This window comes from Anabaena azotica FACHB-119, from assembly GCF_014697625.1.
Lineage (GTDB): Bacteria > Cyanobacteriota > Cyanobacteriia > Cyanobacteriales > Nostocaceae > Trichormus > Trichormus azoticus_A.
The window spans coordinates 150,633-176,585 of the sequence record NZ_JACJSG010000013.1 but is presented as its reverse complement, the minus strand read 5'-3'; the positions used below and the strand labels follow the sequence as shown (position 1 = coordinate 176,585).

Sequence of the window (25,953 nt, the reverse complement as noted above, 5' to 3'; positions counted from 1 at the left end):
TTGCTTGGATTTAATCACCTAATTTCTACCATGAACCAATTTAAACCTTTTTTCTCTTCTGGCTAATTTCAGTTATTTACTACTTGCTTATTTCGGAAAGTGACAGAAGAGGGTTATTTAAAGAGTTCTATTCTGTACCAGAATTTCAGAGAGAATATGTATGGCAAAAATCAAATGTGGAAAAACTACTGCAAGACATAGTATTTGAGTTATATGATGAAGAAGATTTAAAAGAAGATACAGAGTATTTTCTTGGATCAATAGTTGTTTTTAGAGATAGTGATAGAACTTATCAGTTAATAGATGGGCAGCAAAGATTAACAACTATATATTTAATATTTTGTATTATTCGTGACTGCCTAGCAGAATATAGTCAACCATCAAAAGCCTTAGAAAGTCTTATTTCTGGAGTTTCTCAGGATTTAATGACTGGTGATGATATTAATAAATATAGATTATCTCTTCAATATGATAGTGATGCTGCTGCTTTATTAGAAGCAATAGCTGATAATACAGTAAAATGGAACGAAAGAAGTAAATATGCTTCAAGTTCAGCCGAAAAAATACTTGATGCCTATGATTTAATTAAAGAATTTGTTGAAGATAGATATTTTAACAATCCTCAAGCATTAAAACAATTTTCCTCTGGCTTAGGCAATAAAATTAAACTAATTAGGATTGAAACACCAAATTTAAAAAATGCGTTAAAAGTGTTTGAAACAATCAATGACAGAGGTGTTGGCTTAACATCGATAGATTTATTGAAAAACTACCTTTTTATTAGTACATCCAGGGAAAAAAATGACAACTCCCATTGGCATAAACTTAAAACCAAATGGGATAAATTAATGAAAACATTATATAAACACAAAGAAGAACCATTAAGATTCTTACGATATTATGTTATGTCTCATTATGATGTAAGTCTTCAAAATACTTTTCCTGAAGAAGATATTTATAACTGGTTTCTTGAAGAGGGTAAAAAGTATGGCATTTTTGATAATCCCTTAAAATTTGTTGAAGAGTTAATTCATGCTTGTGAACATTATTGTTATTTTAGCCAAGCTAAAAATACTGATAGTTCCGATAATCAATATCTGAAAAATATACAAAGGCTACAGCAAAGATATAGACAGCATTTTATTCTATTACTTGCTGGAAGACACCTTAAAAAAGAATTATTTGTAAAGCTATGTCTTTACGTAGAGAATCTATTGTTTTTTTACACTATTACTCGCTCCAGCCGACGTAAAGATGTTAATATCATACGTACTTTTTCTCAGTGGAGCAAAAAGTTACGTGAGGTTCGCACTGAAGAGGAATTTATTAAATTTATAAAAGTACAATTTCTTCCAGAGTTTTTATCTATGCGAGATGATTTTGAATTAACTTTCCGTGATCTAACTGATGCAAAAGTAGCTAAGTTTAGAGTACGTTACATCCTTGCAAAAATAAACCAATATATAGATGATTTAGTCTATAGTAATTCTAAGCCATTAGATTGGTATTTAAATAAAAGCCATCACATTGAACATATATTGCCACAATCAAGTAGTACAGAGATAATAAATATTTTCGATAAGCCTAAAGATTACAAATCCTATGTGCAAAAGCTAGGAAATCTGACATTGTTAGAGAAAACTATAAATACTTCAGTGTCTGATAAACCCTATGAGCAGAAAAAGTTAGGTTATAGAGAATCACAAATTTTTACAACTCGCTCATTAGTAGAAAAACCTAATGTAGGAAATAATACTCAGTTGAATCGTGCAATTCAATTATTGGGTATTCAACAATTTGAATATTGGAACTCAGAGTCAATAGAAAAACGTCAAGAGATACTAACTCAGGTTGCTAAACGAGTTTGGGGACTTGAGGTAGGAGGAACACAGATTTGGGACTCAGAAATTGAAACTGATTATTCATGATAATCGATGCCAAGTTTAAAAAGGATTATCATCGATTCCTTGAGTTAAAGATTCCCAAGTTTCCGTTTGCTCTTGTTCATCACCTTCTTCTAACCACTCTCTGGTTAATTCTTGAAGTGCTTGATGTTGTTGATTTAAAATCTCTTGATTTTGTCTATCTAAATTTTCTTGTTGAAGATGAGTTAACAATTCTCGTCTACTAGTTACACTTTTCCGAAAAACCCTGATAATTTCCAGCAAATTTGACCAGTGTTCTTGCGGTGTTTCTTGAATCTCTTCTAATATTTCTATCAGACAACTTTCTTCACTAACCTGACTGACATCAGATTGATTAATTAAATTGGGTTGAGTCATTATTAATCATGCCCCAGGATAATTATTACATTACATTTACAGCCGCAATAGGAATATTTTCAAGCTGTGGCAAACTCAGTATATTGCCTGACATCTGGCGGCTGAAAAGCCAGCACAATATCACTAGCCGGAACACCTGAGCGCATTAACTCAGTTGCGATTCCTTCCTCAGTTCAATCTTCTTCTATATAAATCTTCTCATTTTTAATCCGGGTATAAGCAGAAACAACTTTAACTCTCTTTCCTTGTTACTAACCAATATTAAAGCATAAATTTTGGTTTCTTTCATCATCAAAGTAAAGTGAGAAATTACCACTCAGCCTAATTAGCAAATTTAGGATAATAACATTTTTTTTACTTCGATTAAAGATACCGAATCACTATCTTTTTCTTCTGTTTTTGCATTTCTTAAATCCTGTAAATCTTCCAAATCTTCTAACAATTCCTGAACTTTTAAAAACTCCTCATAAGGTAAAATAGCAAATTGCTTTTGACCATTTTTTGTTAAAAACTCAGGATGTAATTCAATCATTTTTAAAACTCCTTTTACTCATAAGCTTTACTGCGATGCTTCACCCTATATATCATGATAGTCTGTTCTTCTAATTCAAACAAAACTCGATAATCACCTACTCTCAAACGATATTCTGGCGTAAAGTTGGTTAAGCGTTTGACATCTCCCTGTAAGTCATCTTGCATCGCTTCAATTTTACTGATAATGCGTTCTCTGATATCTACAGGAAATTTCTCTAAATCTTTAATTGCTTTGGGCTTAAATTCTATTTGGTACTGCACATACTTGATTCTCTTTAAATATATTAGGGTGAGCCATCAAGACTCACCCTAGTTAAACTATACCAACAAAGCTTGCTTTTCTCTAGAAATCACCCGTTTTTCATTGCAAGAGAAATATTTTCAAGCAGTTGCAAACTCAGTATATTGCCTCACCTCTGGCGGCTGGAATGCCAATACAATATCACTAGCCGGAACACCTAAGCGCATTAACTCAGTTGCAATTCCTTCCTCAGTCCAATCTTCTTCTATATAAATATTCTCATTTTTAATCCGGGTATAAACAGAAATACCTTTAACTCTCTTGCCTTGTTTCCAACCAATATTAAACCAAAGATATTGGCTTCTTTCATCATCAAAAATTAGCTCCTCATCAATATCAATATCAGGAATTTGTGCAGATATTTTTTGGTACTCTGTGAGAATTTGCTTGATGAGATTTTGATAGTGTGTCAATCTATCCATTGCAAAACCTCCTCTTGTTCTAAATTAACAATTAATAGTGATACATGATAAGTTACTAAAATAAATTTAATAGCGACTTGTTGAAAAAACTCATTGTAAACCGTTTCACGGTTATAAATTTATATTATATTAAAAACTTATCAATTTCTTTAATAAAATATCCGAGATATTTAACAGTATTAACTAAATCAAGATATATAAATTCATAATCAAGATTATTGACTATATCTTGTACATCATTAGCATTCTTGCTATATGTCTTATTTACTAAATTATAAATAAAGTTTAAATCTTCAGAAGGGTCTAATCTTTGCTCAACATCTACCAATTGTGGATTAAAACCACAGTTTTGCTCGATGAATTGTAGAGTTAGAGAAGAATCTATTTTCAAGAAATGATTCCATTCAGATAAAAACCATGCTTCTATCTCCTTAACGGCTAAACATACTGACACTGGGATACCACCTTGTGTAAGTGGCTTTAAGTTAGATTGAATACTCTTTTCCAACTTACTAATTTCCGTAAGTAGTGTTTGTTCTAAATCTCTCAATCCTATAATTTTTGAATATCCATTATTATTTAAACTAATATATTGTTTCCTAATGTCAGATAATACATGAGAGTAACTACCGCAATCGTACAAGAGAACATAATAATTACTATCAGGACTACCCAGTTTTACGGTTTCAGTTTTACGATTTGATTTACCACCTGAAAATTTTCTAATTTCAATGCTAATTTGCTTGTATCCGACAATTTCTAGTAATAGTTTTTCAACAAATATTTGCTCTGTCTGACCTTCCACAAAAATAGCCAGCTTTTTGGGATGTTGCATTCTTTTAGTTTTTATGCAGTTTAATTATTGTATTGTTTCTATATCTTGTAAATAAAACTGACTTGTAAAAAAGTCAAAATTATTTAAACCAATAAATTTAAACTCTTCTATTTTTTCTGAATCATTGAATTTATTATGTAGCTTTACACTACCCGGTTTTCTCTCAATTACTGACCAATATTCGAGAGGAACACCGTTCATAATAAATTCATCATTAGTAGTCATAATAAGTTGAACAGAGCCTTTTGCTGCTTTTTCTATTAAAACCTGAATTATCGAAGATGAGCGTTGATAGTCTAATCCTTCTCCAATATCATCAATGACAATACAGCTTGGTTGACTAGACATTAAACAATAGTTGATTTGAATAAATAATGATAATGCTCTAAACATTCCTTGTGACATTTCGGACTGTTCTGTTACAGAAGATAATTCATCCTCTTTAACATATAGAAACTGTGGTAAATTTTCTGAATTATCAGACAAAGAAATATCAGAATTTAAAAATGATGGTATTTTTAAATTTATATCTGATATATTGTACCCAATTCTCTTCATATCTTTAATAATTGCTTGCGTAAACTCTTGATCGAATTCTTTCTGTCCAATAACAAAAATACCTACAACATAATCAGAATCTTTAAAATCAGTTTCATTTTTTATTAATTCTGTTGTTGGTAGAATTTTAATTAATGTATCTTTTCCTAATTCTGTACCAAATTCATAAAATCTTAGTGAATTTGACCATTGATAAATTTTTTCCAGAAAAGGATGTTGAATTGAGTCTCTGCGTTTGACAACAGCAAGTTCCGTTGGAGGAGCTTGGAAACGCATTTCTTGACCGAGTTCTTGAGCAAATATTTTACCTTCACCTGATTGATTTCGCTCTAAAAGAGTCTTTTCGCCTATGACTAATTTTTCTTCAATTACAAAACCTTTTTCTAATTTCAATATATATTCTGTTTTTTCTTGAGCATTATCAATGTCAAAGTATAAATGCCATTCGTCTTTTCTAGAATTAGCTTTAAGAGTGCCACTTTCTGATAATAATTGGGAAATGCGATATATTGTTCGGACAATTTTTGTCTTTCCACTAGCGTTTTTACCAACAATTAAATTAATTGTATTTAATCGAAATTCTTCTATTTCCCATTGACTAGTCCAACCTTGATTGTATATGTATTTTACTATGTCAAGTCTCATAAATTACTGACCTTTATTTTCTATAAATACATTATGTTAAATGTCGTATATAAAAGGTGAGCTAAAAAGCTCACCCTAGTTAAACTATAACAACAAAGCTTGCTCCTCTTGAGAAATCACCCGCCCTTCATCCTCAAAACCGACAATTTGATCAAAGTTTAAATACCGATACAAATTCTCAGCAAAAGGATGAATCTTATTCGCCACAATATCAAGGTATTCCTGTACTGTGGGGATGCGTCCTAACAAGGCACAAACGGCGGCTAATTCGGCGGAACCTAAATACACTCGCGCACCTTTACCCATACGGTTGTTGAAGTTGCGGGTGGAGGTGGAAAATACAGTTGTGCCATCGGCTACTCGCGCCTGATTTCCCATACATAAGCTGCATCCAGGCATTTCTGTTCTCGCGCCAGCCGCACCAAACACGCCATACACACCTTCTTCTTTTAATTGGTGTTCATCCATGCGGGTGGGTGGTGCTATCCACAGGCGAGTTTTGACTGCACCTGCACCTTCCAAAACTTTCGCTGTGGCTCGATAATGACCGATATTTGTCATACAAGAACCGACAAATACTTCTTGTACTGGGTCATTAGCAACTGCCGATAATAATTTAACATTATCGGGGTCATTGGGAGCAGCCACAATTGGTTCTTTGATTTCGTTTAAATCAATCTCAATTATTGCTGCATACTCCGCATCCGCATCGGCTTCTAATAATACGGGGTTGGCTAACCATGCTTCCATTTGGGCGATACGGCGCAAGATAGTACGGGAGTCTTGATAACCCCGTGCAATCATGTTCTTGAGTAGGGCGACGTTGGAACGCAGATATTCGGCTACTGTCTCGACACTCAGCTTAATGGTGGAACCTGCACAGGAACGTTCGGCGGTTGCGTCGGTAAGTTCAAAGGCTTGTTCAACTTTCAAGTCTGGTAAGCCTTCAATTTCCATGATGCGTCCTGAGAAGATATTTTTTTTGTTCTCCTTCTCTACTGTCAGCAAGCCTTGTTGAATGGCGACGTAAGGAATTGCGTTGACAATATCCCGTAGGGTAATTCCTGGTTGCAATTCTCCTGTGAATTTTACCAAAACTGATTCTGGCATATCCAAGGGCATGACACCCAACGCACCCGCGAAGGCTACTAACCCGGAACCGGCGGGGAAGGAAATTCCCAAGGGGAAGCGGGTATGGGAGTCGCCGCCAGTACCTACGGTATCGGGTAATAGCATCCGGTTGAGCCAAGAGTGAATAATACCATCACCTGGACGCAAGGCTACACCGCCACGGGAGGCAAAAAAGTCGGGGAGTTCGTGGTGGGTTTTGATATCTACTGGTTTGGGGTAGGCGGCGGTGTGACAGAAGCTTTGCATTACTAAGTCAGCACTGAAACCCAAACAAGCGAGTTCTTTGAGTTCGTCGCGGGTCATGGGGCCGGTGGTATCTTGGGAACCAACGGTTGTCATGATGGGTTCGCAGGATGTACCGGGACGGACACCGGGTAAACCGCAAGCTTTACCGACCATTTTTTGGGCGAGGGTGTAGCCTTTACCTGTGTCTTTTGGTTGTTGGGGACGGATGAAGACGGTGCTGGGTGGTAAACCAAGGGCTTGGCGGGTTTTGTCGGTGAGGGTACGCCCGATAAGTAGGGGAATACGTCCACCGGCGCGGACTTCATCGAGGATAGTGTCTGGTTTGAGGGTGAAGGTAGAAATGACTTCGCCGGCTTCGTTGGTAATTGTGCCTTTGTAGGGATAGATGGTAATTACCATACCGGTTTCTAGTTTGGTGACATCGCACTGGATGGGCAAAGCACCAGCATCTTCGGCTGTGTTGAAAAAGATGGGCGCGATCGCACCACCTAAAATATACCCCCCAGCGCGTTTGTTGGGAACATAAGGTATATCTTCCCCTGTATGCCACAACACTGAGTTAATCGCTGATTTCCGCGAAGAACCAGTCCCGACAACATCCCCCACATAAGCTACCGGATGTCCTTTCTTCTTCAACTCAGCAATAGTTTCCAAACTACCCGGTTGCCTTGATTCTAACATCGCTAAGGCGTGTAGAGGAATATCTGGGCGGGTGGTGGCGTGGGTGGCGGGAGATAAATCATCGGTGTTGGTTTCCCCAGGCACTTTAAAGACGGTGACGTTAATATATTCTGGTAGTTGGGGGCGAGATGTAAACCATTCCGCCTCTGCCCAGGAGTCTATAACCCGTTTGGCGTAGGGGTTGGTTTTTGCCAATTCCAAAATATCGTGGAAAGCATCATACACCAACAAGGTTTTGCTGAGGGCGGCGGCGGCGTGGGCGGCTATTGGTTCTTTTCCTTCTCCACCCATTACCAAGGGTGTTTCGGAAGAGTCAGAAACAGATACGGTGGGAAATTGCAGCAACTCAATTAAAGATTGGACGTTATAACCGCCTACCATTGTTCCTAACAACTGCACCGCCTGTATGGGTGAGATGATGGGACTTTTTACTTCCTTTTTGGCAATGGCGGTAAGAAACCCAGCTTTGACATAAGCCGCAGGATCAACACCAGGGGATATGCGATCGCGCAATAAATGTAATAATGTATCTTCTTCCCCTTTAGGTGGATTCTTCAGTAATTCACATAATTCTGAAGTTTGTTTTGCATCCAACGGTAAGGGAGGAATCCCTAGTGCTGCTCTTTCAGCAACGTGTTGACGGTATGATTCCAGCATTGTGTACTCCAAGATTGGTTTAACCTTCGTCAAATTTTATAATCACTGTCTACGTCGCAGAAGAATACCACCTGATCAGTCTTCCGTAGCAGAACTAATACAAAGTGAGATTCCTTTTTTGATTTTTTTGTCTGGCAGGGACTTATAATTATCACTGTATAGCTACTTTTGGAGTTATAGCTATTTGCTAATAATTCCTATGTTGCCCTGACTCGATTTGATTGACTACCTATTTATAAGATAAGATATTTTATTTGCCATTTGCTTCACTCAGATTTTGTATATGTCTAAAACATACACCGTTGAAATTCTGCACCAAGGTAAAACCCACACTTTACAAGTCCCTGAAGATAAAACCATCTTATCAGTTGCCGATGAGCTAGGGCTAGAATTGCCTAGTTCTTGCCACGCTGGCGTTTGTACAACTTGTGCTGCTCAAATTATTAACGGCGGCACTGTAGATCAAACCGATGGTATGGGGGTTAGCCCAGAATTACAAAAACAAGGTTACGCTTTACTTTGTGTCGCTTATCCTCGTTCTGATTTGAAAATTGAAACAGAAAAAGAAGACACAGTTTATCAATTGCAATTCGGGAAGTAATATAATTGCGGTAATTGGTAATGGTAAAAAATAATTACCTATTAGCTATTACCCGTTACCGCTTAAATCAATAAATTTAGAAAAAATATATATAACGCTTCCTAATCTGCTGAATTATAAATTTATCTGCGTGCATCTGCGTGCATCTGCGTTCAATTATTCTTGCTTCTGACTGGGGTAAAAAAAACTATATGACTGCTGATTATCCATAATAGTATTGGCATACGGCTGAAATCGGTTATTCTATATTTTACAAATCAACCGGATTGCCAGCCATGACAACTCATTTTATTAGCGCAGAAATCGACATCCAAGAAACACCCACAGAATTACAAGCAGCCATTGAAGCGGAATTGAAAAAGCAAGGTGAACCTCTGCGTTGGGCAATTACTGCTGTCGATGATGAACAGCAAAAGGCTACTGTGGAAGCTGTGGTAACTACGGGGAGTGCTGAATAAATTATGTAGAGACGTTGCATGCAACGTCTCTACATTCAAGAATAAATAGTCTTGTATCTACTCATAACTCAGCACTCATGATGCAACGTCCCTACACTGCCATCCTCATAGTACCAACTGGCGTTGGTGCGGCGATTGGGGGGTATGCAGGTGATGCTATACCCGTAGCTAGATTATTAGCACAGGTTTGCGATCGCCTGATCACCCACCCCAACGTTCTCAACGGTGCTAGCCTATACTGGAATATCCCCAACGCCTTGTATGTGGAAGGCTACGGGCTTGACAAATTTGCCGCCGGATGCTGGGGATTGCGTCCGGTACGTAATAACAAAATTGGTTTACTGTTAGATCAGGCAATCGAACCAGATTTAAAACTCCGCCACCTCCAAGCCGCCGATGCAGCGCGGGCAACATTAGGCTTAACCATCACAGATCATGTAATTACCGATGCCCCCTTGAATGTAGAATTGCGGACAGCCCCATCAGGCGCAAGCTGGGGAACAATTGGCAACCCCGACAGCTTATTACGAGGAGCGGAAACATTAATTAACAAAACAGGGGCAGAGGCGATCGCAGTTGTCGCCCGTTTCCCCGATGATATAGATGAGGAAGCAGCCCAAAACTACCGCCAAGGTAAAGGCGTAGATCCCATAGCTGGCGCAGAAGCAGTCATTAGCCATTTACTAGTCAGAAATTTCCAAATTCCTTGCGCCCATTCCCCCGCCTTCGCCCCAGAACCCCCACATCCAGATTTATCACCCCGTTCGGCGGCAGAAGAATTAGGTTATACTTTTTTACCAAGCGTACTCGTAGGCTTGAGTCGCGCCCCACAATTTATATTAGAGAAAGGATCAATTCAATCTCAGCCGAACGATATCTGGGCAGAGCAAGTAGATGCTATTATCATGCCAGCAACAGCCTGCGGTAGCAGTGCCTTACTCAGCTTAAGCAATAAGCAATGTCAAATTATCACCGTCGAGGAAAATAAAACTCAAATCCAAGTCCCACCCCAAGCGTTAAATATTAAATTCACACAAGTAAAATCTTATTTAGAAGCAGTAGGTCTTATAGTAGCCCATAAAGCAGGTATTAGTCAGTTGACAGTTGACAGTTGACAGTTATCAGTTATCAGTTATCAGTTGTCAGTTGTGCCTTTCCCCCTTCCCCTTTCCCCCTTCCCCTTTCCCCCTTCCCCAGTCCCCAAAAACACCCGTGGTTGAACAACAAAAACAAGAACCAGAAATTCCTTACTTAACACGTACCCAAGTCCTAGTAGCGATGGGTGTAACTGCTGTTTTATTATGGGCAGTTGCCAAAGTGTGGCTACGTTTTGGTAACTTTTTGTTATTTGAATGGCATTGGTATCCAAGGGATTTTGGGCTAGGGTTGGGTGTAGGCTTAATAATTACCGTTTTAAGTGGGATAGTTTATCGTTTCTGGAAACCATATCGCAGAAGTGCTGATTATTACTTAGAATTAGTGCTGAAACCTTTGGCATGGCCGGACTTAATATGGTTGGGGTTACTACCAGGATTAAGTGAAGAATTATTATTTCGTGGTGTAATGTTACCCGCTTTAGGATTAGATCATTTTGCGGTTATTGGCTCTAGTTTATGCTTTGGCATTTTACATCTTAGTGGTTCCCAACAATGGCCTTATGTAGTTTGGGCAACTGTGGTTGGGGTAATATTAGGATACAGTGCCTTGTGGAGTGGAAACTTGCTAGTGCCAATTGTGGCTCATATTGTGACAAATTTAATTTCTAGTTTTTTGTGGAAGCTGCGCCAGTCAAAAAACTAATACTGATAGGACTTACGCAACTGGCATATTTTTTCTGTAGGGTGTGTGACGCTAAGAAAATATTTGAACGTAGTCATAAGACTTGTAGCGTCACGCACCAACCACCAATTGTGACACTTGCGTAAGTCCTGACTGATTCAAAAAATACTTGCAACACATCGATTATTTGTAGGGGCGCACAGCTGTGCGCCCCTACCCATATATCTGTCGCATTCTTTTTTCAAATTGGTATAACTCGCCCATTTGGGTGAGGTTGTGATCACCCAAATGGGTCATCTAATTGTAGGAGGTTAAGGCGAAGAAAAAAGAGGATTCTATTAGATGTATAGCAAGCAAGACATAGGGCGCGGACATTGACGAATCATAAAATCTATACAGAGAAAAGCTTCTTCACCTGTCACCTATAACCTGTCCCCTGCTATAACGATTAGATGAGCGACATCTCACTCTCTTTGGTTAAAATTCATTACTCAAGATAACAACACCCTCTTTAAAAAGAGGGTTTTTATTTTTATCAAAAAATATGCGGCTCATACTATTTCAACCAATACCTGATACAGATACATGGGTAATCAAATTAGCCTGAGCCGCTAGTGCGATCGCCTGTGGTAAAATTCGGTGTTCCTGAACTTGAATTCTGGCGTGGAGTGTTTCGGCTGTATCATCTGGTAATATCGGCACAGCCGCCTGCATCAAAATAGGGCCGCTATCCACTTCTAAACGCACCAAATGCACCGTGCAGCCAGTAATTTTTACACCAGCTTTTAACGCTTGTTCTACAGCATGAATGCCTTTAAAACTAGGTAATAAACTAGGGTGAATATTAATAATTCTGTCAGGAAAAGCATCAATTAAAACTGACGTTACCACCCGCATCCAGCCTGCTAAAATTAGCCATTCCACATCATATTCCCGTAGAGTTTGGACAATTTTTTGGTCAAACACTTCCCGGTTTTTATATTCACGGTGATTTAACAAAACCGTTTCTATCCCCCTCTTAGCAGCTCTACTGGCTGCTTTAGCTGCGGGATTATTGTAAATTAAAACTTGTATTTGGGCATTAAGTTGCTTATCATCAATAGCTTGAGCAACTGCCTCAAAATTGCTACCACTACCAGAAGCCATTATCCCTAATTTCAATGGAGTACCTGCAAAAAATTTATGACTATCAATGTTGGGAGAAACAAGGCTAAAGGTAAAATCAGGGCGGAGGTTCATAAAACAATTCACAATTCAAAATTACCGGGATGTTTTAGAGACTAGAAGCTGGAAGTCAAGGGGATAGGGGACAGGTGACAGGTGAGTCCAGTCCTGTAGGCGGGTTTCCCGCGCCCTGGGAACTGGCGAACCCGGAGGGGGACAGTTTTAAAAGCTTTAAACTATCGCAGTTTTATGATTATTCCATCTCTGAATCTATCTAAACACTGCTATCAAAAAGTTTTCTCTCTCCTCCCTTTCTCCCCTAGCCTCTAACTCCTAACCTCTCTTCTTAAACTAGCCAAGAGGAAAATTATAATGCCAAAAATGTCTACTAAGTCATGGTTAGATAATGATACATTCGCCGCATGGACTTTTCTTGCCCCGGCTGTAATTTTGTTGGGTTTATTTGTCCTATGGCCTATCGCTTATTTGTTTTATCTCAGCTTTACTGCTGGTAGTTTCACTTCTACAGGCATATATTGGGTAGGGTTAAAAAACTACTGGCGATTGTTACTTAACGCTGATTTTTGGCAAGTTCTGGGTAACACCACTTATTTTACCTTAGCTTCCTTAGTTCCTAGCTTAGTTATTCCTCTGGGGTTGGCAGTTTTATTAAACCGTTCCCTAATATTACGGGGAGTGCTGCGGAGTGCTTATTTTCTCCCATCAATTATTTCTTTGGTAGCGGCTGGTTTAGGCTTTCGTTGGTTGTTTCAAACCTCTGGCCCGATAAACGCATTTTTAAATATATTTGACATCCCGCCAATTTCCTGGCTAGGAGATACATTCTGGGCAATGCCTGTAATAATTATTGTCAGTATTTGGAAACAAATCGGATTTAATATGGTGGTGTTTTTGGCGGGGTTACAAGCCATTCCTCCTAGCCGCTATGAAGCCGCAGAATTAGATGGGGCTGATGGTTGGCGACAATTTTGGCATATTACCTTACCAGGATTAAGACCTACTTTAATTTTTGCTACAGTCACCACCGCTATTTTTACATTGCGGAGTTTTGAGCAAGTTTACGTCATAACGGGTGGAGGCCCTTTAAATACAACTAACTTATTGGTTTACTACATTTACCAAGAAGCTTTCGCTCAATTTGATTTTGGTTACGCCGCCGCCGCCGCAACGGTGCTGTTAGCGCTGGCTTTGGTATTGGTGTATCTACAGTTACGTAGTTGGGAAGAAGAGTAATATTAAATACAGCTATTTGTAGGGTGGGCAATGCCCACCAAACCCATGATAAGGTGGGCATTGCCCACCCTACGTTGATTTCCAAAATATGGTGAATTTTAGATATTTATCAAACTACAAGCTACGTCACACCATGATGCCAGATGGAAAGATTCGCCATCCCCAGATAGGGATTTTTGAATGAGCTAAAATTCTCGTCGTGAAAACAGAGAAATAGCGATCGCCAATAACATCACAATATAAATCAAACCATAGCCAGCGTTACCAAACAAGGCAAATGGATCAGGTAGTGCTTGTAGACCATATACAGCATCATTTTTCAAATCTAATCGAGATAAATCTGGCAAAACCAAGTATAAAATCTGACTAATACTTTCAATTACAGGGTTACGACTCAGCCGACTAAAATCTACCAAATTTTGCGTAATATTCCCCATTAAATACACAGCAAAAGTTAAAGCGACAGCCAACAATGTGCTAGTAAATACCCCAAAGGTAATAGCCACAGCAGCCATCAAAGATAGCTGTAAACATAAAAATACGGCGGCGATTAAAATACTTGCAGTTGTATGGGGAATATTGCCAAACTGCAAAAATAGCAAATAAATCACTGTCATACTGGCAATTAAAACAGCCAGCACAGAAGATAAACCAAAAAATTTCCCTGTGATAATTTCTCCCCGACTCACAGGTTTAGCAATTAATAACAAAATAGTGCGCTTCTCTATTTCCTTATTAATCAATCCTGTACCCACAAATATAGCGATAATTAAACTGATAGCACTCATCGCCGCCAAACCGAAGTCGAGAAACATTTTATTTTGAGTGGAAGCAGCAAACTCAGGTAAAGCGCGGATAGCCACAGCCAAAGCTAAAACGTAAAAACCGATAATATAGAGGATGCGATCGCGCACTACTTCCTGAAATACATTCTTAGCAATTACAAAAGTTTTCATCATAGTCAGTTATCAGTTATCAGTTGACAGTTATCAGTTATCAGTTGACAGTTATCAGTTATCAGTTGACAGTTATCAGTTATCAGTTGACAGTTATCAGTTATCAGTTATCAGGTGATGTTCACTGTTCACTGATAACTGTTCACTGACTCCCCAGTCCCTCACTGCTGCGGTGGTACTGCACCTGAGAACAATTTACTGTTGCGATCGCATTGTATTTCTGCAACTGCGCTTTTATCCTCCGGTATTCTACTGTTTGTGGTAGTTCTTGGTGTTGCGCTTACAGGATTGATTGAACAGGATTTGCGAAGAAAGTAACCACGAGGGCTAGCAGTTGGGCCTGTCCAAATACTAAGTAAATCTAATCTATAGCCAGATTTAATGTTAAACACCCGTGGTTCCACACGCCAGAGTTCCTTCTCTTCGTACTGCGACAAATTATTATCTAATACTTGTTTACCCAATTTAGCTACATTGGTATTCGCTTCTATCAGCCATCTTTCAACTTGCGACCAAGGTTTTTCACCAATTTCTTCCTCAACTAATGGTTGCAGTCTATCTAAAATCAGCACTCCATTACGGGGAATTTTTTCTCGCTCTATTCTAGTAAGTACAAAATTACTACGTCCAAAATCTTCAGCTAATAAACTAGGATATTGCTTTAACCAATTATCCATCACAAAATAAAATTGCAGCCAGCAACTAATAATCATACAACTAGCTACTAAAACAATAATTTTTTGCCGAGCCTCTGGTTTAGGAATCCGAGTTTTAGACTCAACATCATTTCCTTCAATAAATTCGGGAATTGCTGTAATTAATGCTGATATTGTCGGCCAAAGTACAATTGTTCTAGGTGTGATTACATTTTGCTGATCACCAAAAGCAAAAACACTAACTAGAAATCCTGTAATCACTGCTCCTACTGGCATAAAAGTACCAGGGACTCGCAAAGGATCATCAGTTGTGTACCAAGCTGTACCTGCTATTAAAAACAACCAACCGCAGAGTGCAATAATATCTCTAATGTAACCAGTAGCACAATAAGACATTATCCAAGAAAAAAGACTCAAATAAATAAATGTTTGCCAAGAATAAGCCTTGGGTGGGATTAATATTTTTCTGGCTCGTTCATAAACACCTTCAAAAATATTGAAGATACCAAAAAGGTCTTTAAAGAATAAATTCACAACTTTACCTCCAGCATTTTCGTTAGAGAATTTGATAAAAAGTAATTGATTTTAACTATCTATTGTTGCGAATTAATAGAACAGCAGTGATGGCAGTGTAACTTAAAGAATTGGCAATAAGTGTTGTAGTAACTAAATTAGTATCCTGAAAATTTATTTTACTAATAAAGCGATTACTTTGGCGGGGAAATGATTGTGGTTCTTCTTTCTTTTTACCGATATCTTCACTTAAAGTGAAAACAAAAATCCGCAACAGAAAGAATTTCATTATAAATGTGGCGAAGAAAATTATGAATGTAGTGACAATAAGAATACCTTGACTATTACTAGCTCTAAGACTGTTAAAAAATATGTAGCTAATTAACTCTGCCTTTAAAGGCGCTGCTAATAAAGGCTCTATAATAAAAAATATTACCCAACCAATTACACCAGAAAAGCAATTGACGGCGATCGCATAAAAAATACTAGTCTTTTTATCAAAGTTCAGCCGCTTATGGTACACATAGCCCTCTATAGGAATAGCTATCAGTAAAAACAACAAGTTAAATAAGATTGTGCCAATCGGCCACACCCTGGGTAGATCCAAATCTTCAAACATAAACACTCACAAAAAGAGAAACTGTAGAGAGTATAGCTGTAATAATGGGGACTGGGGAAAAGGGGAAGGGGGAAGGGGAAAGGGGAAAGGGGAAAAGGGGAAAGGGAAAGGGGAAGGGGGAAAAGGGGGAAAAGGGGAAAGGGGAAAGGCACAACTGATAACTGATAACTGATAACTGACAACTGACAACTGACAACTGACAACTGACAACTGACTCCGGTAAGATAGGAAACTGCCATGATAGAGCTTTTCAACAGATGACAAGGAACGGCATCGGTATTCGCACAGCGCAAGTGCGTTCAGAACGGCTTACTGGCCAAATTCACGTATATGATGGTGTCGGTAAGGGTAAATCTCAAGCGGCTTTGGGTGTAGTTTTACGCTCGATTGGCTTGGGGATAAACACACCAAATAATTCCAATCGCGTATTATTACTGCGCTTTCTCAAAGGGCCGGAACGGGATTATGATGAAGATGGGGCGATCGCAGCTTTACAGCGTGGTTTTCCCCATTTAATCGACCAAGTACGCACCGGGAGAGCAGAATTTTTTGGCCCAGAGGAAATCACAACCTTTGACCGTGCTGAGGCGGGACGGGGTTGGGATGTGGCTAAAGGTGCGATCGCTTCTGGTTTATATTCGGTCGTAGTCTTAGATGAAATTAACCCAGTCTTAGATTTAGGATTACTTTCTGTAGATGAGGTAGTTCAGACCTTAAAATCTAAACCTCAAGAATTAGAAATCATCGCCACAGGAAGAGGTGCGCCGCAAAAGTTACTGGACATTGCCGATTTACATTCGGAAATGAAACCCATGCACCATCCCACAGCCAAAGAACTTTTGATGAATGGGATTGAAATTTACACAGGTGCAGGTAAAGGTAAATCTACAAGTGCGCTAGGTAAAGCATTACAAGCTATTGGTAGAGGAATCAACCATCCGGGGTCAACGCGGGTACTAATTATGCAGTGGCTCAAAGGTGGTAGCGGTTATACAGAAGATGCGGCGATCGCTGCCCTACGGCAATCATACCCTGAAGTTGTAGACCATCAACGCTGCGGCAGAGATGCGATCGTCTGGCGCAATTCCCGCCAAGAGTTAGACTATGTAGAAGCACAAAGAGGTTGGGAAATAGCGAAAACTGCGATCGCCTCTGGACTCTACAAAACCATCATCCTCGACGAACTCAACCCCACCGTAGACTTAGAACTACTTCCTGTAGAACCCATTGTCCAAGCCTTACTCCGCAAACCCCGCGACACCGAAATCATCATCACAGGCCGTTGCCAAAATCATCCCGCCTACTTTGACCTAGCCAGCATTCACTCTGAAGTTTACTGCCATAAACACTACGCCAATCAAGGCGTAGAACTCAAACGGGGAGTAGATTTTTAAATTGGTCAATAGTCAACAGTCAATAGTCAATAGTCAACAGTCAACCGTTATAAACTATGGACTATGGACTTTTAACTACGGACTTTTGACTATGGATAATCAACATCTGCTGGACTGGATTACAGGAGGATTGGCGCTGACGATTTTTATAGGTGGTATTTTGATGATGTTCACCACCATATTCACCACCAAAAACAAATAACTATACTTAACTTAACGTGAGTTCGATGAACCTCTCCCTCCCAACCTCCCTCTCTCTTGAAAAGTTCTGTACGCCGGAAGCCGGCGCACCCTACGGGAAGCAAGCTACAGACTTTTCGCTCCTACGAGGAGAGGGAGGAGAAACGAAAAAATCACCCTCTTACTCCCCTCTCCTTGTAGGAGAGGGGTTGGGGGAGAGGTCAAAACAACGCTGGTCGAACTCACGTTAACTTAGTTATATGGGGTATTGGCTAATCCCAATCCCCAGTCCCCAGTCCCCAGTCCCCAGTCCCCAGTCCCGAAACATAAGTTGAAAAGTCGATAAAAAACTTTAAAATAAGGATTTGGTGGAGTATCGGTGCATTATGAAAGTAGCAATTACAGGCGCAACAGGATTTGTCGGTACTCGGTTGGTACAGCGACTACACAAAGAAGGTCATCAAATCATCATCTTGACCCGCAACACTACATCAGCTCGGAGAAACTTTCCGGCTCAAACATTTCCCAATGTAGAAATTGTGGCTTATACACCCACCACATCCGGGGCGTGGCAAGATGTAATTGCTGGTTGTGATGGTGTGGTCAATTTAGCAGGAGAACCCATCGCCGAAACTCGCTGGACACCAGCACACAAAAGAGAAGTTCTCAACAGTCGTCAACTAGGTACGCAAAAAATAGTTGAAGCCATAGCAAAAGCCAATCCCAAACCTACAGTGTTAGTTAATGCTTCCGCGATTGGTTACTATGGTACAAGTGAAACAGCTACCTTTGATGAAAATAGTGCTTCAGGTCAAGATTTTCTCGCCCAAGTTTGTCAAGCTTGGGAAGCCGAAGCTCAAAAAGTGAGAGAATTAGGCGTTCGCTTAGTAATACTGCGTTTAGGTATTGTTTTAGGATTGGGTGGCGCTTTAGGAAAAATGATTACCCCTTTCAAACTCTATGCTGGGGGGCCTATAGGAAGTGGTCGTCAATGGTTTTCTTGGATTCACATTGATGATGTGGTGAATCTGATTGTACAAGCTTTAACCAACCCACAACTACAAGGCGTATATAACGCTACTGCACCAAATCCTGTACGCATGAATGATTTAAGCCAAACAATGGGTCAAGTAATGAACCGTCCTTCGTGGCTACCCGTTCCTGCTTTTGCTTTAGAGGCTCTTTTAGGAGATGGAGCGATCGTTGTTTTAGAAGGTCAGCAGGTACTTCCCAAACGTGCTTTAGAAGCGGGAATTAAATATCAATATTCTAATTTACAACCAGCACTACAAGATATTTTGAAATAGAGCTTAACTAAAAGCCTAAAATCAGTTCAAGGCAACAGACAACAGGAAACTCTTAACATGGCAAGTATGAAAGGGGATTTAAACCCCTTCCAATACATCTGATTTTTCACGGGATCTGGAAGACCTCTCTCCAAACCTCTCTCCTACAAGGAGAGAGGCTTTGATTTTTACCCCTTCCCTTGAAGGGAAGGGGGCTGGGGGGTTAGGTAGGAGCGTTAACTTTTCCACATAACGTGAAAAGTCAGCCAATACATTAGATATATGCACTGCAACTTTTCTAGTCTTATACTAAGTTGCAGTCAAAGATAGTATCTTACTCTGCGCTACTTCTCTTTCCCCTCCTCTTAGGGGCTAGGGGTGGGTTGCTCCCTTGCCTGCCAAAACAAATATCTTTAAATACAACTTGGTATTATTATGGATAGGACTTACGCAAGTGTCATCATCAAACTAAATGTAGTGTGCGTCAGCCCCAATAATTTTGTATAAATTTAAGGATTTTCCACATCTGACGCACCCTACCCCAAGTACTAGTTGTGTAAGTCCTGTATGAAATTAGATTTAAAAACATGAATATACGTTGTGAAACTCCCGCAGACTATTTAGCAATTTCCCAAGTCAACAACTTAGCATTCGGTAGAGAAAACGAAGCCCAATTAATTGCAGCAATTCGTCTTTCTGAATTTTATATTCCCGAACTATCACTAATTGCAGAAATAGATAATATTATAGTTGGGCAGATTCTTTTTAGTTATATTGAATTAGTCAGTGAAGAAAAACTAAAAGCACTTAGTTTAGCACCGATAGCTGTGCATCCTCAATTTCAAAAACAAGGAATTGGCAGCGCACTTATACAAGCAGGGTTAACAAAAGCTGAAGCCAGAGGCGAAAGTTTAGTTATAGTATTGGGCGACCCTCAATTTTATTCACGATTTGGTTTTATCCCATCAATTAACTATGGCATTGCCAGCCCCTTTCCAGTTCCCGATGAAGTTTTCATGGTCAAACCACTACAAAGCTATCAAACAAAATATCAAGGTAAAGTTATTTATCCGCCAGCCTTCCATCAAGTTTAAATATAACAGAATAGATTATTTTGTTACATAGCGAATTATCTTAATAAAACCTCTGCGCTCCCACCGAAGTTATGATCTGCGGGTTCCGCCGAACATACTTCTCTCTGCGTTTAAAAAACTCAAATTTAACCAAACTTCATATATAAAACTTTTGGATTTTGGATATAAATAATCCAAAACCCAACATTACATAATTGCAGCTAAAATCAACCCATCAAAATTACAGTATCAATGACGTGAATCACACCATTATCAGCTTCGATATCAGCCGCTAAAACCGTCGCGTTCTTCACCTCAAAACCATCAGAACAATCAATTCTAATCGTTGAACCTTCAACAGAGGTCACTGTGCCTAGTTTAGCTAAGTCCGCCTGTTTCAGCTTACCAGGAACCACATGATACTTTAAAATCCTTGTTAATTGGGGAATATTCTGCACCAAAGTTTGTATCGTTCCTGGGGGTAACTTAGCAAAAGCAGCGTCATTTGGTGCAAAGACGGTAAACGGGCCTGGACTCTTTAATGTTTCCACTAAACCAGCCGCTTGTACAGCTGTTACCAGGGTTGAGAAACCATCATTACTAACTGCGATATCAACAATATCCGCCATGTGTTATACCTCAATCTCTGCCAAGGATTTTAAATTATTAAACTGTTTTAATTTTTATCACAAAAGTTGTATAAAAATATGACTGTAGGACAATCCGCAAGTCAGCTTGTTTGTTAACGCTCCTCTATGATGATTATCGAAAAATTTTGGCAGAGAATTTATGTATGAAGGTAAGTACGCCATCTTAGGAACTGGCGCATTAGGCGGATATTATGGTGCTAAATTGCAAAAAGCTGGTTTAGATGTCCACTTTTTACTCAGGAGTGACTACGAACAAGTTAGTCAACATGGTTTAATCGTCGAGTCGAAAGACGGTGACTTTACCCTACCCCAGGTCAACGCTTATGACGATGTGGCAAAGATGCCGAAGTGTGATGTGGTAGTGGTAGCCTTGAAGACAACACAAAATCATTTGTTACCCCAGTTATTACCGCCTGTTGTGAAAGATGATGGGGTAGTTTTGGTTTTACAGAATGGGCTTGGGGTAGAAGAAGAAATTGCTGATATCGTTAATCAAGCACATATAATTGGTGGCTTGTGTTTTTTGTGTTCCAATAAAGTAGGGGCTGGACATATTCGTCACCTAGACTATGGGCAAATTACCTTGGGTGAATATGCAGATGGGTATGCAGCTACAGGTATTACAGAGAGGATGCAGCAAATAGCCGATGATTTTCAAGCGGCGGGTATCACAATGGAATTAAGCACAGACTTATTACTGGGACGCTGGAAAAAATTGATGTGGAATATCCCCTACAATGGTTTGTCTGTAGTTCTCAACGCTAGAACTGATGAGTTAATGGCAGATACTTATACTCGCAAATTGGTGGAACAATTAATGTGCGAAGTGCAAGCGGGGGCGAAAAGTATGGGGCGAACAATTGGCGATCGCTTTTTCCAAACCATGCTTGATTATACCGTGAAAATGAAGCCTTACCGCACCAGCATGAAGATAGACTATGATGAATGCCGTCCTTTGGAAGTGGAAGCAATTGTGGGCAACCCACTACGCAAAGCCCAAGCCTTGGGTGTAGACTTGCCAAAGATTAGCTGTTTATATCACCAACTCAAGTTTTTGGATGGGAGAAATAGGACAATTGACAGTTGACAGTTATCAGTTATCAGTTATCAGGTGACAGGAGTTAATAATTTATCCCCCATCTCCTCGTTCCCCTCCTGGGAGGGGTTGGGGGTGGGTTTCTCCCTCATCTCCCCCATCTCCCCCCACTCCCTCATCTCCCCAGTCCCCCAACGCTGTGGCAAAATTTATTAGAGTCCTTCCTTAGTGAAATTTCCCAGAATGACCGCAACTATTCCCAATCTTCCCAGTCTCTACGATCCTTTTACCACTGAGGCGAAGTGGCAAAAATTCTGGGAGGAACATCAAGTTTACAAAGCTGACCCAAGGGCGGGTGGTGAACCTTATTGTGTCGTAATTCCGCCGCCAAATGTGACTGGTAGTCTACACATGGGTCACGCTTTTGAGAGTGCGTTGATTGATGTGTTGGTACGCTATCACCGAATGCAGGGGCGTAATACTTTATGGCTACCGGGAACTGACCACGCTAGTATTGCAGTGCATACAATTCTCGAAAGACAACTCAAAAGCGAGGGTAAAACTCGTCAAGAGTTGGGACGGGAGGAGTTTCTTAAACGTTCTTGGCATTGGAAGGCGGAGTCAGGAGGTACAATTGTTAATCAGCTGCGACGCTTGGGTGTGTCGGTCGATTGGTCGCGGGAAAGGTTTACTCTAGATGATGGTTTATCTAGGGCTGTGGCGGAAGCTTTTGTCAGTCTCTACGATGAAGGGTTGATTTATCGTGGCGAATATTTGGTCAACTGGTGTCCCGCTACGCAGTCGGCGGTGTCTGATGTGGAGGTGGAGTCAAAAGAGGTTGATGGGTCACTTTGGCATTTCCGTTATCCCCTGAGTGATGGTTCTGGTTATGTAGAGGTGGCGACGACTCGACCGGAAACGATGCTGGGTGATACGGCGGTGGCGGTTAATCCTGATGATGATAGATATAAGCATCTGATTGGTAAAACTTTGACTCTGCCAATTATGCAACGGGAAATCCCGATAATTGGCGATGAGTTGGTTGACCCCAGTTTCGGAACGGGTTGTGTGAAGGTGACTCCCGCCCATGACCTGAATGATTTTGAAATGGGTAAGCGTCACAATCTGCCGTTTATTAACATCCTTAATAAGGATGGTACTGTGAATGCTAATGGTGGGGAGTTCGCCGGACAAGACCGTTTTGTAGCCAGAAAGAATGTAGTGTCGCACTTGGAAACTGACGGTGTGCTGGTGAAGGTGGAAGATTATAAGCATACCGTGCCTTATAGCGATCGCGGTAAAGTCCCCATCGAACCCCTACTTTCTACGCAGTGGTTTGTGAAAATTCGTCCCTTAGCAGATAAGGCGTTAGATTTTCTCGACCAAAAAAATAGCCCGGAGTTTGTTCCAGGTCGCTGGACAAAGGTTTATCGTGATTGGTTAGTCAGTCTGCGAGATTGGTGTATCTCTCGTCAGTTATGGTGGGGTCATCAAATCCCAGCTTGGTATGTGGTGAGTGAAAGCGATGGACAAATTACCGATACCACGCCTTTTGTTGTGGCGAAATCTGCCGAGGAAGCATGGGACAAAGCTAAGGCGCAATTTGGGGAGAATGTGCAGTTAGAACAAGACCCAGATGTATTAGATACTTGGTTTTCTTCGGGACTGTGGCCGTTTTCTACTTTAGGCTGGCCAGAACAAACCCCTGATTTAGCCAAATACTACCCCACCACTACCTTAGTTACAGGCTTTGACATCATCTTTTTCTGGGTAGCCAGAATGACAATGATGGCTGGGCATTTCACGGGACAAATGCCTTTCCAAACAGTTTACATCCACGGTTTGGTGCGGGATGAAAATAATAAAAAGATGTCTAAATCGGCTAACAATGGGATTGACCCACTGTTACTGATTGATAAATACGGTACTGATGCCCTACGCTATACCTTGGTGAAGGAAGTGGCGGGTGCAGGTCAAGATATCCGCTTGGAATATGACCGGAAAAAAGATGAATCAACATCGGTGGAAGCATCCCGCAACTTCGCCAATAAGTTGTGGAATGCCGCTCGGTTTGTCATGATGAATTTGGATGGACAGACACCGCAACAATTAGGTGAACCAAAGGCGACGGAATTGAGCGATCGCTGGATTATTTCCCGCTATCATCAAGTTATCCAACAAACCACCAACTACATCGATAACTACGGTTTAGGGGAAGCCGCCAAGGGAATTTACGAGTTTATCTGGGGTGATTTCTGCGACTGGTACATTGAATTAGTAAAGTCCAGATTGCAGAAGGATGCAGACCCCGCATCACGCCGGGTAGCCCAACAAACCCTCGCCTATGTATTAGAAGGGATTTTAAAGCTACTGCATCCCTTTATGCCCCATATTACCGAGGAGATTTGGCAGACTCTCACCCAACAACCCACCGACTCTACCCAAACTTTAGCATTACAACCCTACCCCCAAGCAGAAGCAAACTTCATTAATTCCCCATTGGAAGCACAGTTTGACCTGCTAATTGGCACTATCCGCACAATTCGTAACTTACGCGCCGAGGCGGAAGTGAAGCCAGGGGCTAAAATTATTACCAATTTGCAAACCGATAGTGAGTCAGAACGGCAAATTCTCACGGCTGGACAATCTTATATTCAAGATTTAGCCAAGGTAGAGACTTTGACTATTGCTGGTGGAGAACAAGCCGCAACTGTCACCGAGAAGAAACCCCAAAAAGGTTTAAAGACAATTGGCTTAATTATTGTCGCTCTTGTCTTGTTGAGGGTAGCGATCGCCGTAGGCAATACAATTAATCATGTGCCGATTTTCGGGACTTTCTTTGAAACAGTTGGTTTGGGTTATACTATTTGGTTTGTCAGCCGTACCCTATTATCCGCCCCAGCTAGACAACGTTTCTTAGCTAAGTTCTTCGCCCCACGCCCAGACAAGCATATCTCGGCGACAACACCGCAACCACAAGTAGCCGCAAAACCAGAGAAATCTATAGCTGGTGTCGTTGGAACTGTACAGGTAGTCATCCCCTTAGCTGGGGTGGTGGATATTGAAACCTTACAAGCCAAACTCAAGAAAAACATCAGCAAAGTAGAAGCCGAGGTGCAATCTCTGCAAGGAAGGTTAAGTAATCCTAAATTTGTAGATAAAGCACCCCAGGATGTGGTAAAGGCTGCAAGAGATGCTTTAGCCGAGGCGGAAAAACAATTGGAAATTTTGCGCGATCGCCTGCAAGAGTTGCAATAGGCATCGACTACATGGTTTAGCATAGTTGCACAGGGTACTGACTTTTCACGGGATCTGGAAAACCTCTCTCCTCGTAGGAGAGAGGCTTTGATTTCTCCCCCTTCCCTTGTAGGGAAGGGGGCTGGGGGGTTAGGTAGGAGCGTTAACTTTTCCACATAACGTGAAAAGTCAGGCACAGGGTAATGGGAAATATAAAATCTCATTACCCTTTAAAAACAAATTTATTCAAAAATTAAAAATTTAAAATAACTTATAAACTTAAAATCTAAAATGAAAACACAACTAATGCCATGCTATATCTAGCCCAGGTACATAAAAATGAATTTCTAGACCAGTACCAATTACGCTTATTAGCTCGTCAAGAAGCTGATTATCTTTGGACAATAATTCCAGAAGAAGCTTTCATCCTCTTGGGTAAAGGCAACACCATGAGCAAAAATTTACTAGTTTTAGTCGAGCTTTCTTCTCAGGGAGATATTGAAAAGATAGAAGATGCTAGTAGCTGGATACTAAACATCATCCAAACCTATCTTAGTACTGGTATGACCCCAGAATTGTTACAGCAAGAAGTAGAGCGAGCCGAAGAATGGCGACAAACTCTAACTCTACAAAATCAAGACTTAGCACGTCGCACTTTAGAATTAGAGGCTCGTCGTGAACAAATTCAAGCTTTAGAAGAAAGTCTTAAACGTGATAAAAATGGATGTCAAAAAGATAAAAGTGATGAAGTTTGAATTAACAAAATAGTTATATAGCAGGTGACAGGTGACAGCTTTAAAAGCTG

General features: G+C 40.3%; 24 protein-coding genes and 1 pseudogene. 12 read left to right on the top strand and 13 right to left on the bottom strand.

Going from position 1 to position 25,953, the window contains the following annotated elements:
* The first annotated feature begins 83 nt into the window (after nucleotides 1-83).
* Nucleotides 84-1,928, top strand: coding sequence for a DUF262 domain-containing protein (locus H6G83_RS12025; protein ID WP_199328404.1), 1,845 nt, complete (start codon nucleotides 84-86; stop codon nucleotides 1,926-1,928).
* Between the two features lie 15 nt (nucleotides 1,929-1,943).
* Here H6G83_RS12025 and H6G83_RS12020 read toward each other — a convergent pair whose 3' ends face one another.
* From H6G83_RS12020 to acnB, 8 genes and pseudogenes are all read right to left on the bottom strand, one after another.
* Nucleotides 1,944-2,282 (bottom strand): hypothetical protein, encoded by a 339-nt coding sequence (locus H6G83_RS12020; RefSeq protein WP_190471857.1) that lies wholly within the window; start codon nucleotides 2,280-2,282, stop codon nucleotides 1,944-1,946.
* A 59-nt stretch (nucleotides 2,283-2,341) separates the two neighbouring features.
* A pseudogene (locus tag H6G83_RS12015) lies at nucleotides 2,342-2,584 on the bottom strand (element excision factor XisI family protein); the annotation flags it as partial.
* A 32-nt stretch (nucleotides 2,585-2,616) separates the two neighbouring features.
* Entirely contained in the window at nucleotides 2,617-2,814 is a 198-nt protein-coding gene (locus H6G83_RS12010) for a type II toxin-antitoxin system Phd/YefM family antitoxin (RefSeq protein WP_190471854.1), read from the bottom strand.
* 14 nt (nucleotides 2,815-2,828) lie between these two features.
* Nucleotides 2,829-3,077: a type II toxin-antitoxin system RelE family toxin gene (locus tag H6G83_RS12005; protein WP_190471851.1), complete on the bottom strand. Its 249-nt coding sequence runs from the start codon at nucleotides 3,075-3,077 to the stop codon at nucleotides 2,829-2,831.
* 120 nt (nucleotides 3,078-3,197) lie between these two features.
* Entirely contained in the window at nucleotides 3,198-3,539 is a 342-nt protein-coding gene (locus H6G83_RS12000) for a XisI protein (protein WP_190471846.1), read from the bottom strand.
* 124 nt (nucleotides 3,540-3,663) lie between these two features.
* Entirely contained in the window at nucleotides 3,664-4,374 is a 711-nt protein-coding gene (locus H6G83_RS11995; RefSeq protein WP_190471843.1) for a DUF4276 family protein, read from the bottom strand.
* Between the two features lie 24 nt (nucleotides 4,375-4,398).
* A complete protein-coding gene (locus H6G83_RS11990) occupies nucleotides 4,399-5,577 on the bottom strand; it encodes an AAA family ATPase (protein WP_190471840.1) in 1,179 nt (392 codons plus the stop codon).
* Nucleotides 5,578-5,661: 84 nt separating this feature from the next.
* Nucleotides 5,662-8,292, bottom strand: coding sequence for a bifunctional aconitate hydratase 2/2-methylisocitrate dehydratase (gene acnB, locus H6G83_RS11985; RefSeq protein ID WP_190471837.1), 2,631 nt, complete (start codon nucleotides 8,290-8,292; stop codon nucleotides 5,662-5,664).
* Between the two features lie 283 nt (nucleotides 8,293-8,575).
* Between acnB and H6G83_RS11980 the strand changes: the two genes are divergently transcribed.
* The 4 genes from H6G83_RS11980 to H6G83_RS11965 all read left to right on the top strand — a co-directional run bounded on the left by H6G83_RS11980 (nucleotide 8,576) and on the right by H6G83_RS11965 (nucleotide 11,151).
* Nucleotides 8,576-8,893, top strand: a complete 318-nt coding sequence (locus H6G83_RS11980) for a 2Fe-2S iron-sulfur cluster-binding protein (RefSeq protein ID WP_190471833.1) — start codon at nucleotides 8,576-8,578, stop codon at nucleotides 8,891-8,893.
* Between the two features lie 275 nt (nucleotides 8,894-9,168).
* Nucleotides 9,169-9,351 carry a hypothetical protein gene (locus H6G83_RS11975; RefSeq protein ID WP_190471830.1) on the top strand — a complete coding sequence of 61 codons (183 nt, stop codon included), beginning with the start codon at nucleotides 9,169-9,171 and terminating at the stop codon, nucleotides 9,349-9,351.
* Between the two features lie 80 nt (nucleotides 9,352-9,431).
* Nucleotides 9,432-10,466 (top strand): DUF3326 domain-containing protein, encoded by a 1,035-nt coding sequence (locus tag H6G83_RS11970; RefSeq protein WP_190471865.1) that lies wholly within the window; start codon nucleotides 9,432-9,434, stop codon nucleotides 10,464-10,466.
* Between the two features lie 97 nt (nucleotides 10,467-10,563).
* Nucleotides 10,564-11,151: a CPBP family intramembrane glutamic endopeptidase gene (locus H6G83_RS11965; RefSeq protein WP_190471828.1), complete on the top strand. Its 588-nt coding sequence runs from the start codon at nucleotides 10,564-10,566 to the stop codon at nucleotides 11,149-11,151.
* Between the two features lie 540 nt (nucleotides 11,152-11,691).
* Here the strand turns inward: H6G83_RS11965 and purN are convergent.
* Nucleotides 11,692-12,369 carry a phosphoribosylglycinamide formyltransferase gene (gene purN, locus H6G83_RS11960; protein ID WP_190471825.1) on the bottom strand — a complete coding sequence of 226 codons (678 nt, stop codon included), beginning with the start codon at nucleotides 12,367-12,369 and terminating at the stop codon, nucleotides 11,692-11,694.
* 297 nt (nucleotides 12,370-12,666) lie between these two features.
* On the opposite strand from purN, the gene H6G83_RS11955 reads away from it, so the two are divergent.
* The gene (locus tag H6G83_RS11955; protein WP_190471823.1) at nucleotides 12,667-13,548 is read left to right on the top strand and encodes a carbohydrate ABC transporter permease; all 882 of its coding nucleotides are present in this window, start codon (nucleotides 12,667-12,669) and stop codon (nucleotides 13,546-13,548) included.
* A 185-nt stretch (nucleotides 13,549-13,733) separates the two neighbouring features.
* On the opposite strand, the gene H6G83_RS11950 is transcribed toward H6G83_RS11955, so the two are convergent.
* The 3 genes from H6G83_RS11950 to fraC form a co-directional block, all read right to left on the bottom strand.
* Entirely contained in the window at nucleotides 13,734-14,507 is a 774-nt protein-coding gene (locus H6G83_RS11950; RefSeq protein ID WP_190471820.1) for an ABC transporter permease, read from the bottom strand.
* Between the two features lie 158 nt (nucleotides 14,508-14,665).
* On the bottom strand, nucleotides 14,666-15,694 hold the full coding sequence (gene fraD / locus H6G83_RS11945) for a septal junction protein FraD (RefSeq protein ID WP_190471817.1): 1,029 nt from the start codon (nucleotides 15,692-15,694) through the stop codon (nucleotides 14,666-14,668).
* A 55-nt stretch (nucleotides 15,695-15,749) separates the two neighbouring features.
* Nucleotides 15,750-16,292, bottom strand: a complete 543-nt coding sequence (gene fraC, locus H6G83_RS11940; RefSeq protein WP_190471813.1) for a filament integrity protein FraC — start codon at nucleotides 16,290-16,292, stop codon at nucleotides 15,750-15,752.
* Nucleotides 16,293-16,549: 257 nt separating this feature from the next.
* Between fraC and H6G83_RS11935 the strand changes: the two genes are divergently transcribed.
* From H6G83_RS11935 to H6G83_RS11925, 3 genes are all read left to right on the top strand, one after another.
* Entirely contained in the window at nucleotides 16,550-17,686 is a 1,137-nt protein-coding gene (locus H6G83_RS11935; protein ID WP_190471810.1) for a cob(I)yrinic acid a,c-diamide adenosyltransferase, read from the top strand.
* Between the two features lie 566 nt (nucleotides 17,687-18,252).
* Nucleotides 18,253-19,173: a thylakoid membrane protein ThyD gene (gene thyD, locus H6G83_RS11930; RefSeq protein WP_190471808.1), complete on the top strand. Its 921-nt coding sequence runs from the start codon at nucleotides 18,253-18,255 to the stop codon at nucleotides 19,171-19,173.
* A 566-nt stretch (nucleotides 19,174-19,739) separates the two neighbouring features.
* The gene (locus H6G83_RS11925; protein WP_190471802.1) at nucleotides 19,740-20,246 is read left to right on the top strand and encodes a GNAT family N-acetyltransferase; all 507 of its coding nucleotides are present in this window, start codon (nucleotides 19,740-19,742) and stop codon (nucleotides 20,244-20,246) included.
* A gap of 206 nt (nucleotides 20,247-20,452) precedes the next feature.
* Here H6G83_RS11925 and H6G83_RS11920 read toward each other — a convergent pair whose 3' ends face one another.
* Nucleotides 20,453-20,854 (bottom strand): fasciclin domain-containing protein, encoded by a 402-nt coding sequence (locus H6G83_RS11920; protein WP_190471801.1) that lies wholly within the window; start codon nucleotides 20,852-20,854, stop codon nucleotides 20,453-20,455.
* Between the two features lie 160 nt (nucleotides 20,855-21,014).
* Between H6G83_RS11920 and H6G83_RS11915 the strand changes: the two genes are divergently transcribed.
* From H6G83_RS11915 to H6G83_RS11905, 3 genes are all read left to right on the top strand, one after another.
* Nucleotides 21,015-21,962 (top strand): putative 2-dehydropantoate 2-reductase, encoded by a 948-nt coding sequence (locus H6G83_RS11915; RefSeq protein WP_190471800.1) that lies wholly within the window; start codon nucleotides 21,015-21,017, stop codon nucleotides 21,960-21,962.
* A gap of 192 nt (nucleotides 21,963-22,154) precedes the next feature.
* Complete coding sequence (locus H6G83_RS11910) at nucleotides 22,155-25,169, top strand: valine--tRNA ligase (RefSeq protein ID WP_190471794.1); 3,015 nt, start codon at nucleotides 22,155-22,157, stop codon at nucleotides 25,167-25,169.
* 290 nt (nucleotides 25,170-25,459) lie between these two features.
* On the top strand, nucleotides 25,460-25,903 hold the full coding sequence (locus H6G83_RS11905) for a hypothetical protein (protein WP_190471778.1): 444 nt from the start codon (nucleotides 25,460-25,462) through the stop codon (nucleotides 25,901-25,903).
* Nucleotides 25,904-25,953: the final 50 nt, after the last annotated feature.

Coding starts and splice junctions, on each gene's coding strand:
- H6G83_RS12020 (WP_190471857.1), bottom strand. CDS start 2,282: ATGACTCAACCCAATTTAATTAATCAATCTGATGTCAGTCAGGTTAGT.
- H6G83_RS12010 (WP_190471854.1), bottom strand. CDS start 2,814: ATGATTGAATTACATCCTGAGTTTTTAACAAAAAATGGTCAAAAGCAA.
- H6G83_RS12000 (WP_190471846.1), bottom strand. CDS start 3,539: ATGGATAGATTGACACACTATCAAAATCTCATCAAGCAAATTCTCACA.
- H6G83_RS11995 (WP_190471843.1), bottom strand. CDS start 4,374: ATGCAACATCCCAAAAAGCTGGCTATTTTTGTGGAAGGTCAGACAGAG.
- H6G83_RS11990 (WP_190471840.1), bottom strand. CDS start 5,577: ATGAGACTTGACATAGTAAAATACATATACAATCAAGGTTGGACTAGT.
- acnB (WP_190471837.1), bottom strand. CDS start 8,292: ATGCTGGAATCATACCGTCAACACGTTGCTGAAAGAGCAGCACTAGGG.
- H6G83_RS11980 (WP_190471833.1), top strand. CDS start 8,576: ATGTCTAAAACATACACCGTTGAAATTCTGCACCAAGGTAAAACCCAC.
- H6G83_RS11975 (WP_190471830.1), top strand. CDS start 9,169: ATGACAACTCATTTTATTAGCGCAGAAATCGACATCCAAGAAACACCC.
- H6G83_RS11970 (WP_190471865.1), top strand. CDS start 9,432: ATGCAACGTCCCTACACTGCCATCCTCATAGTACCAACTGGCGTTGGT.
- purN (WP_190471825.1), bottom strand. CDS start 12,369: ATGAACCTCCGCCCTGATTTTACCTTTAGCCTTGTTTCTCCCAACATT.
- H6G83_RS11955 (WP_190471823.1), top strand. CDS start 12,667: ATGCCAAAAATGTCTACTAAGTCATGGTTAGATAATGATACATTCGCC.
- H6G83_RS11950 (WP_190471820.1), bottom strand. CDS start 14,507: ATGATGAAAACTTTTGTAATTGCTAAGAATGTATTTCAGGAAGTAGTG.
- fraC (WP_190471813.1), bottom strand. CDS start 16,292: ATGTTTGAAGATTTGGATCTACCCAGGGTGTGGCCGATTGGCACAATC.
- H6G83_RS11935 (WP_190471810.1), top strand. CDS start 16,550: ATGACAAGGAACGGCATCGGTATTCGCACAGCGCAAGTGCGTTCAGAA.
- thyD (WP_190471808.1), top strand. CDS start 18,253: ATGAAAGTAGCAATTACAGGCGCAACAGGATTTGTCGGTACTCGGTTG.
- H6G83_RS11925 (WP_190471802.1), top strand. CDS start 19,740: ATGAATATACGTTGTGAAACTCCCGCAGACTATTTAGCAATTTCCCAA.
- H6G83_RS11920 (WP_190471801.1), bottom strand. CDS start 20,854: ATGGCGGATATTGTTGATATCGCAGTTAGTAATGATGGTTTCTCAACC.
- H6G83_RS11915 (WP_190471800.1), top strand. CDS start 21,015: ATGTATGAAGGTAAGTACGCCATCTTAGGAACTGGCGCATTAGGCGGA.
- H6G83_RS11910 (WP_190471794.1), top strand. CDS start 22,155: ATGACCGCAACTATTCCCAATCTTCCCAGTCTCTACGATCCTTTTACC.
- H6G83_RS11905 (WP_190471778.1), top strand. CDS start 25,460: ATGCTATATCTAGCCCAGGTACATAAAAATGAATTTCTAGACCAGTAC.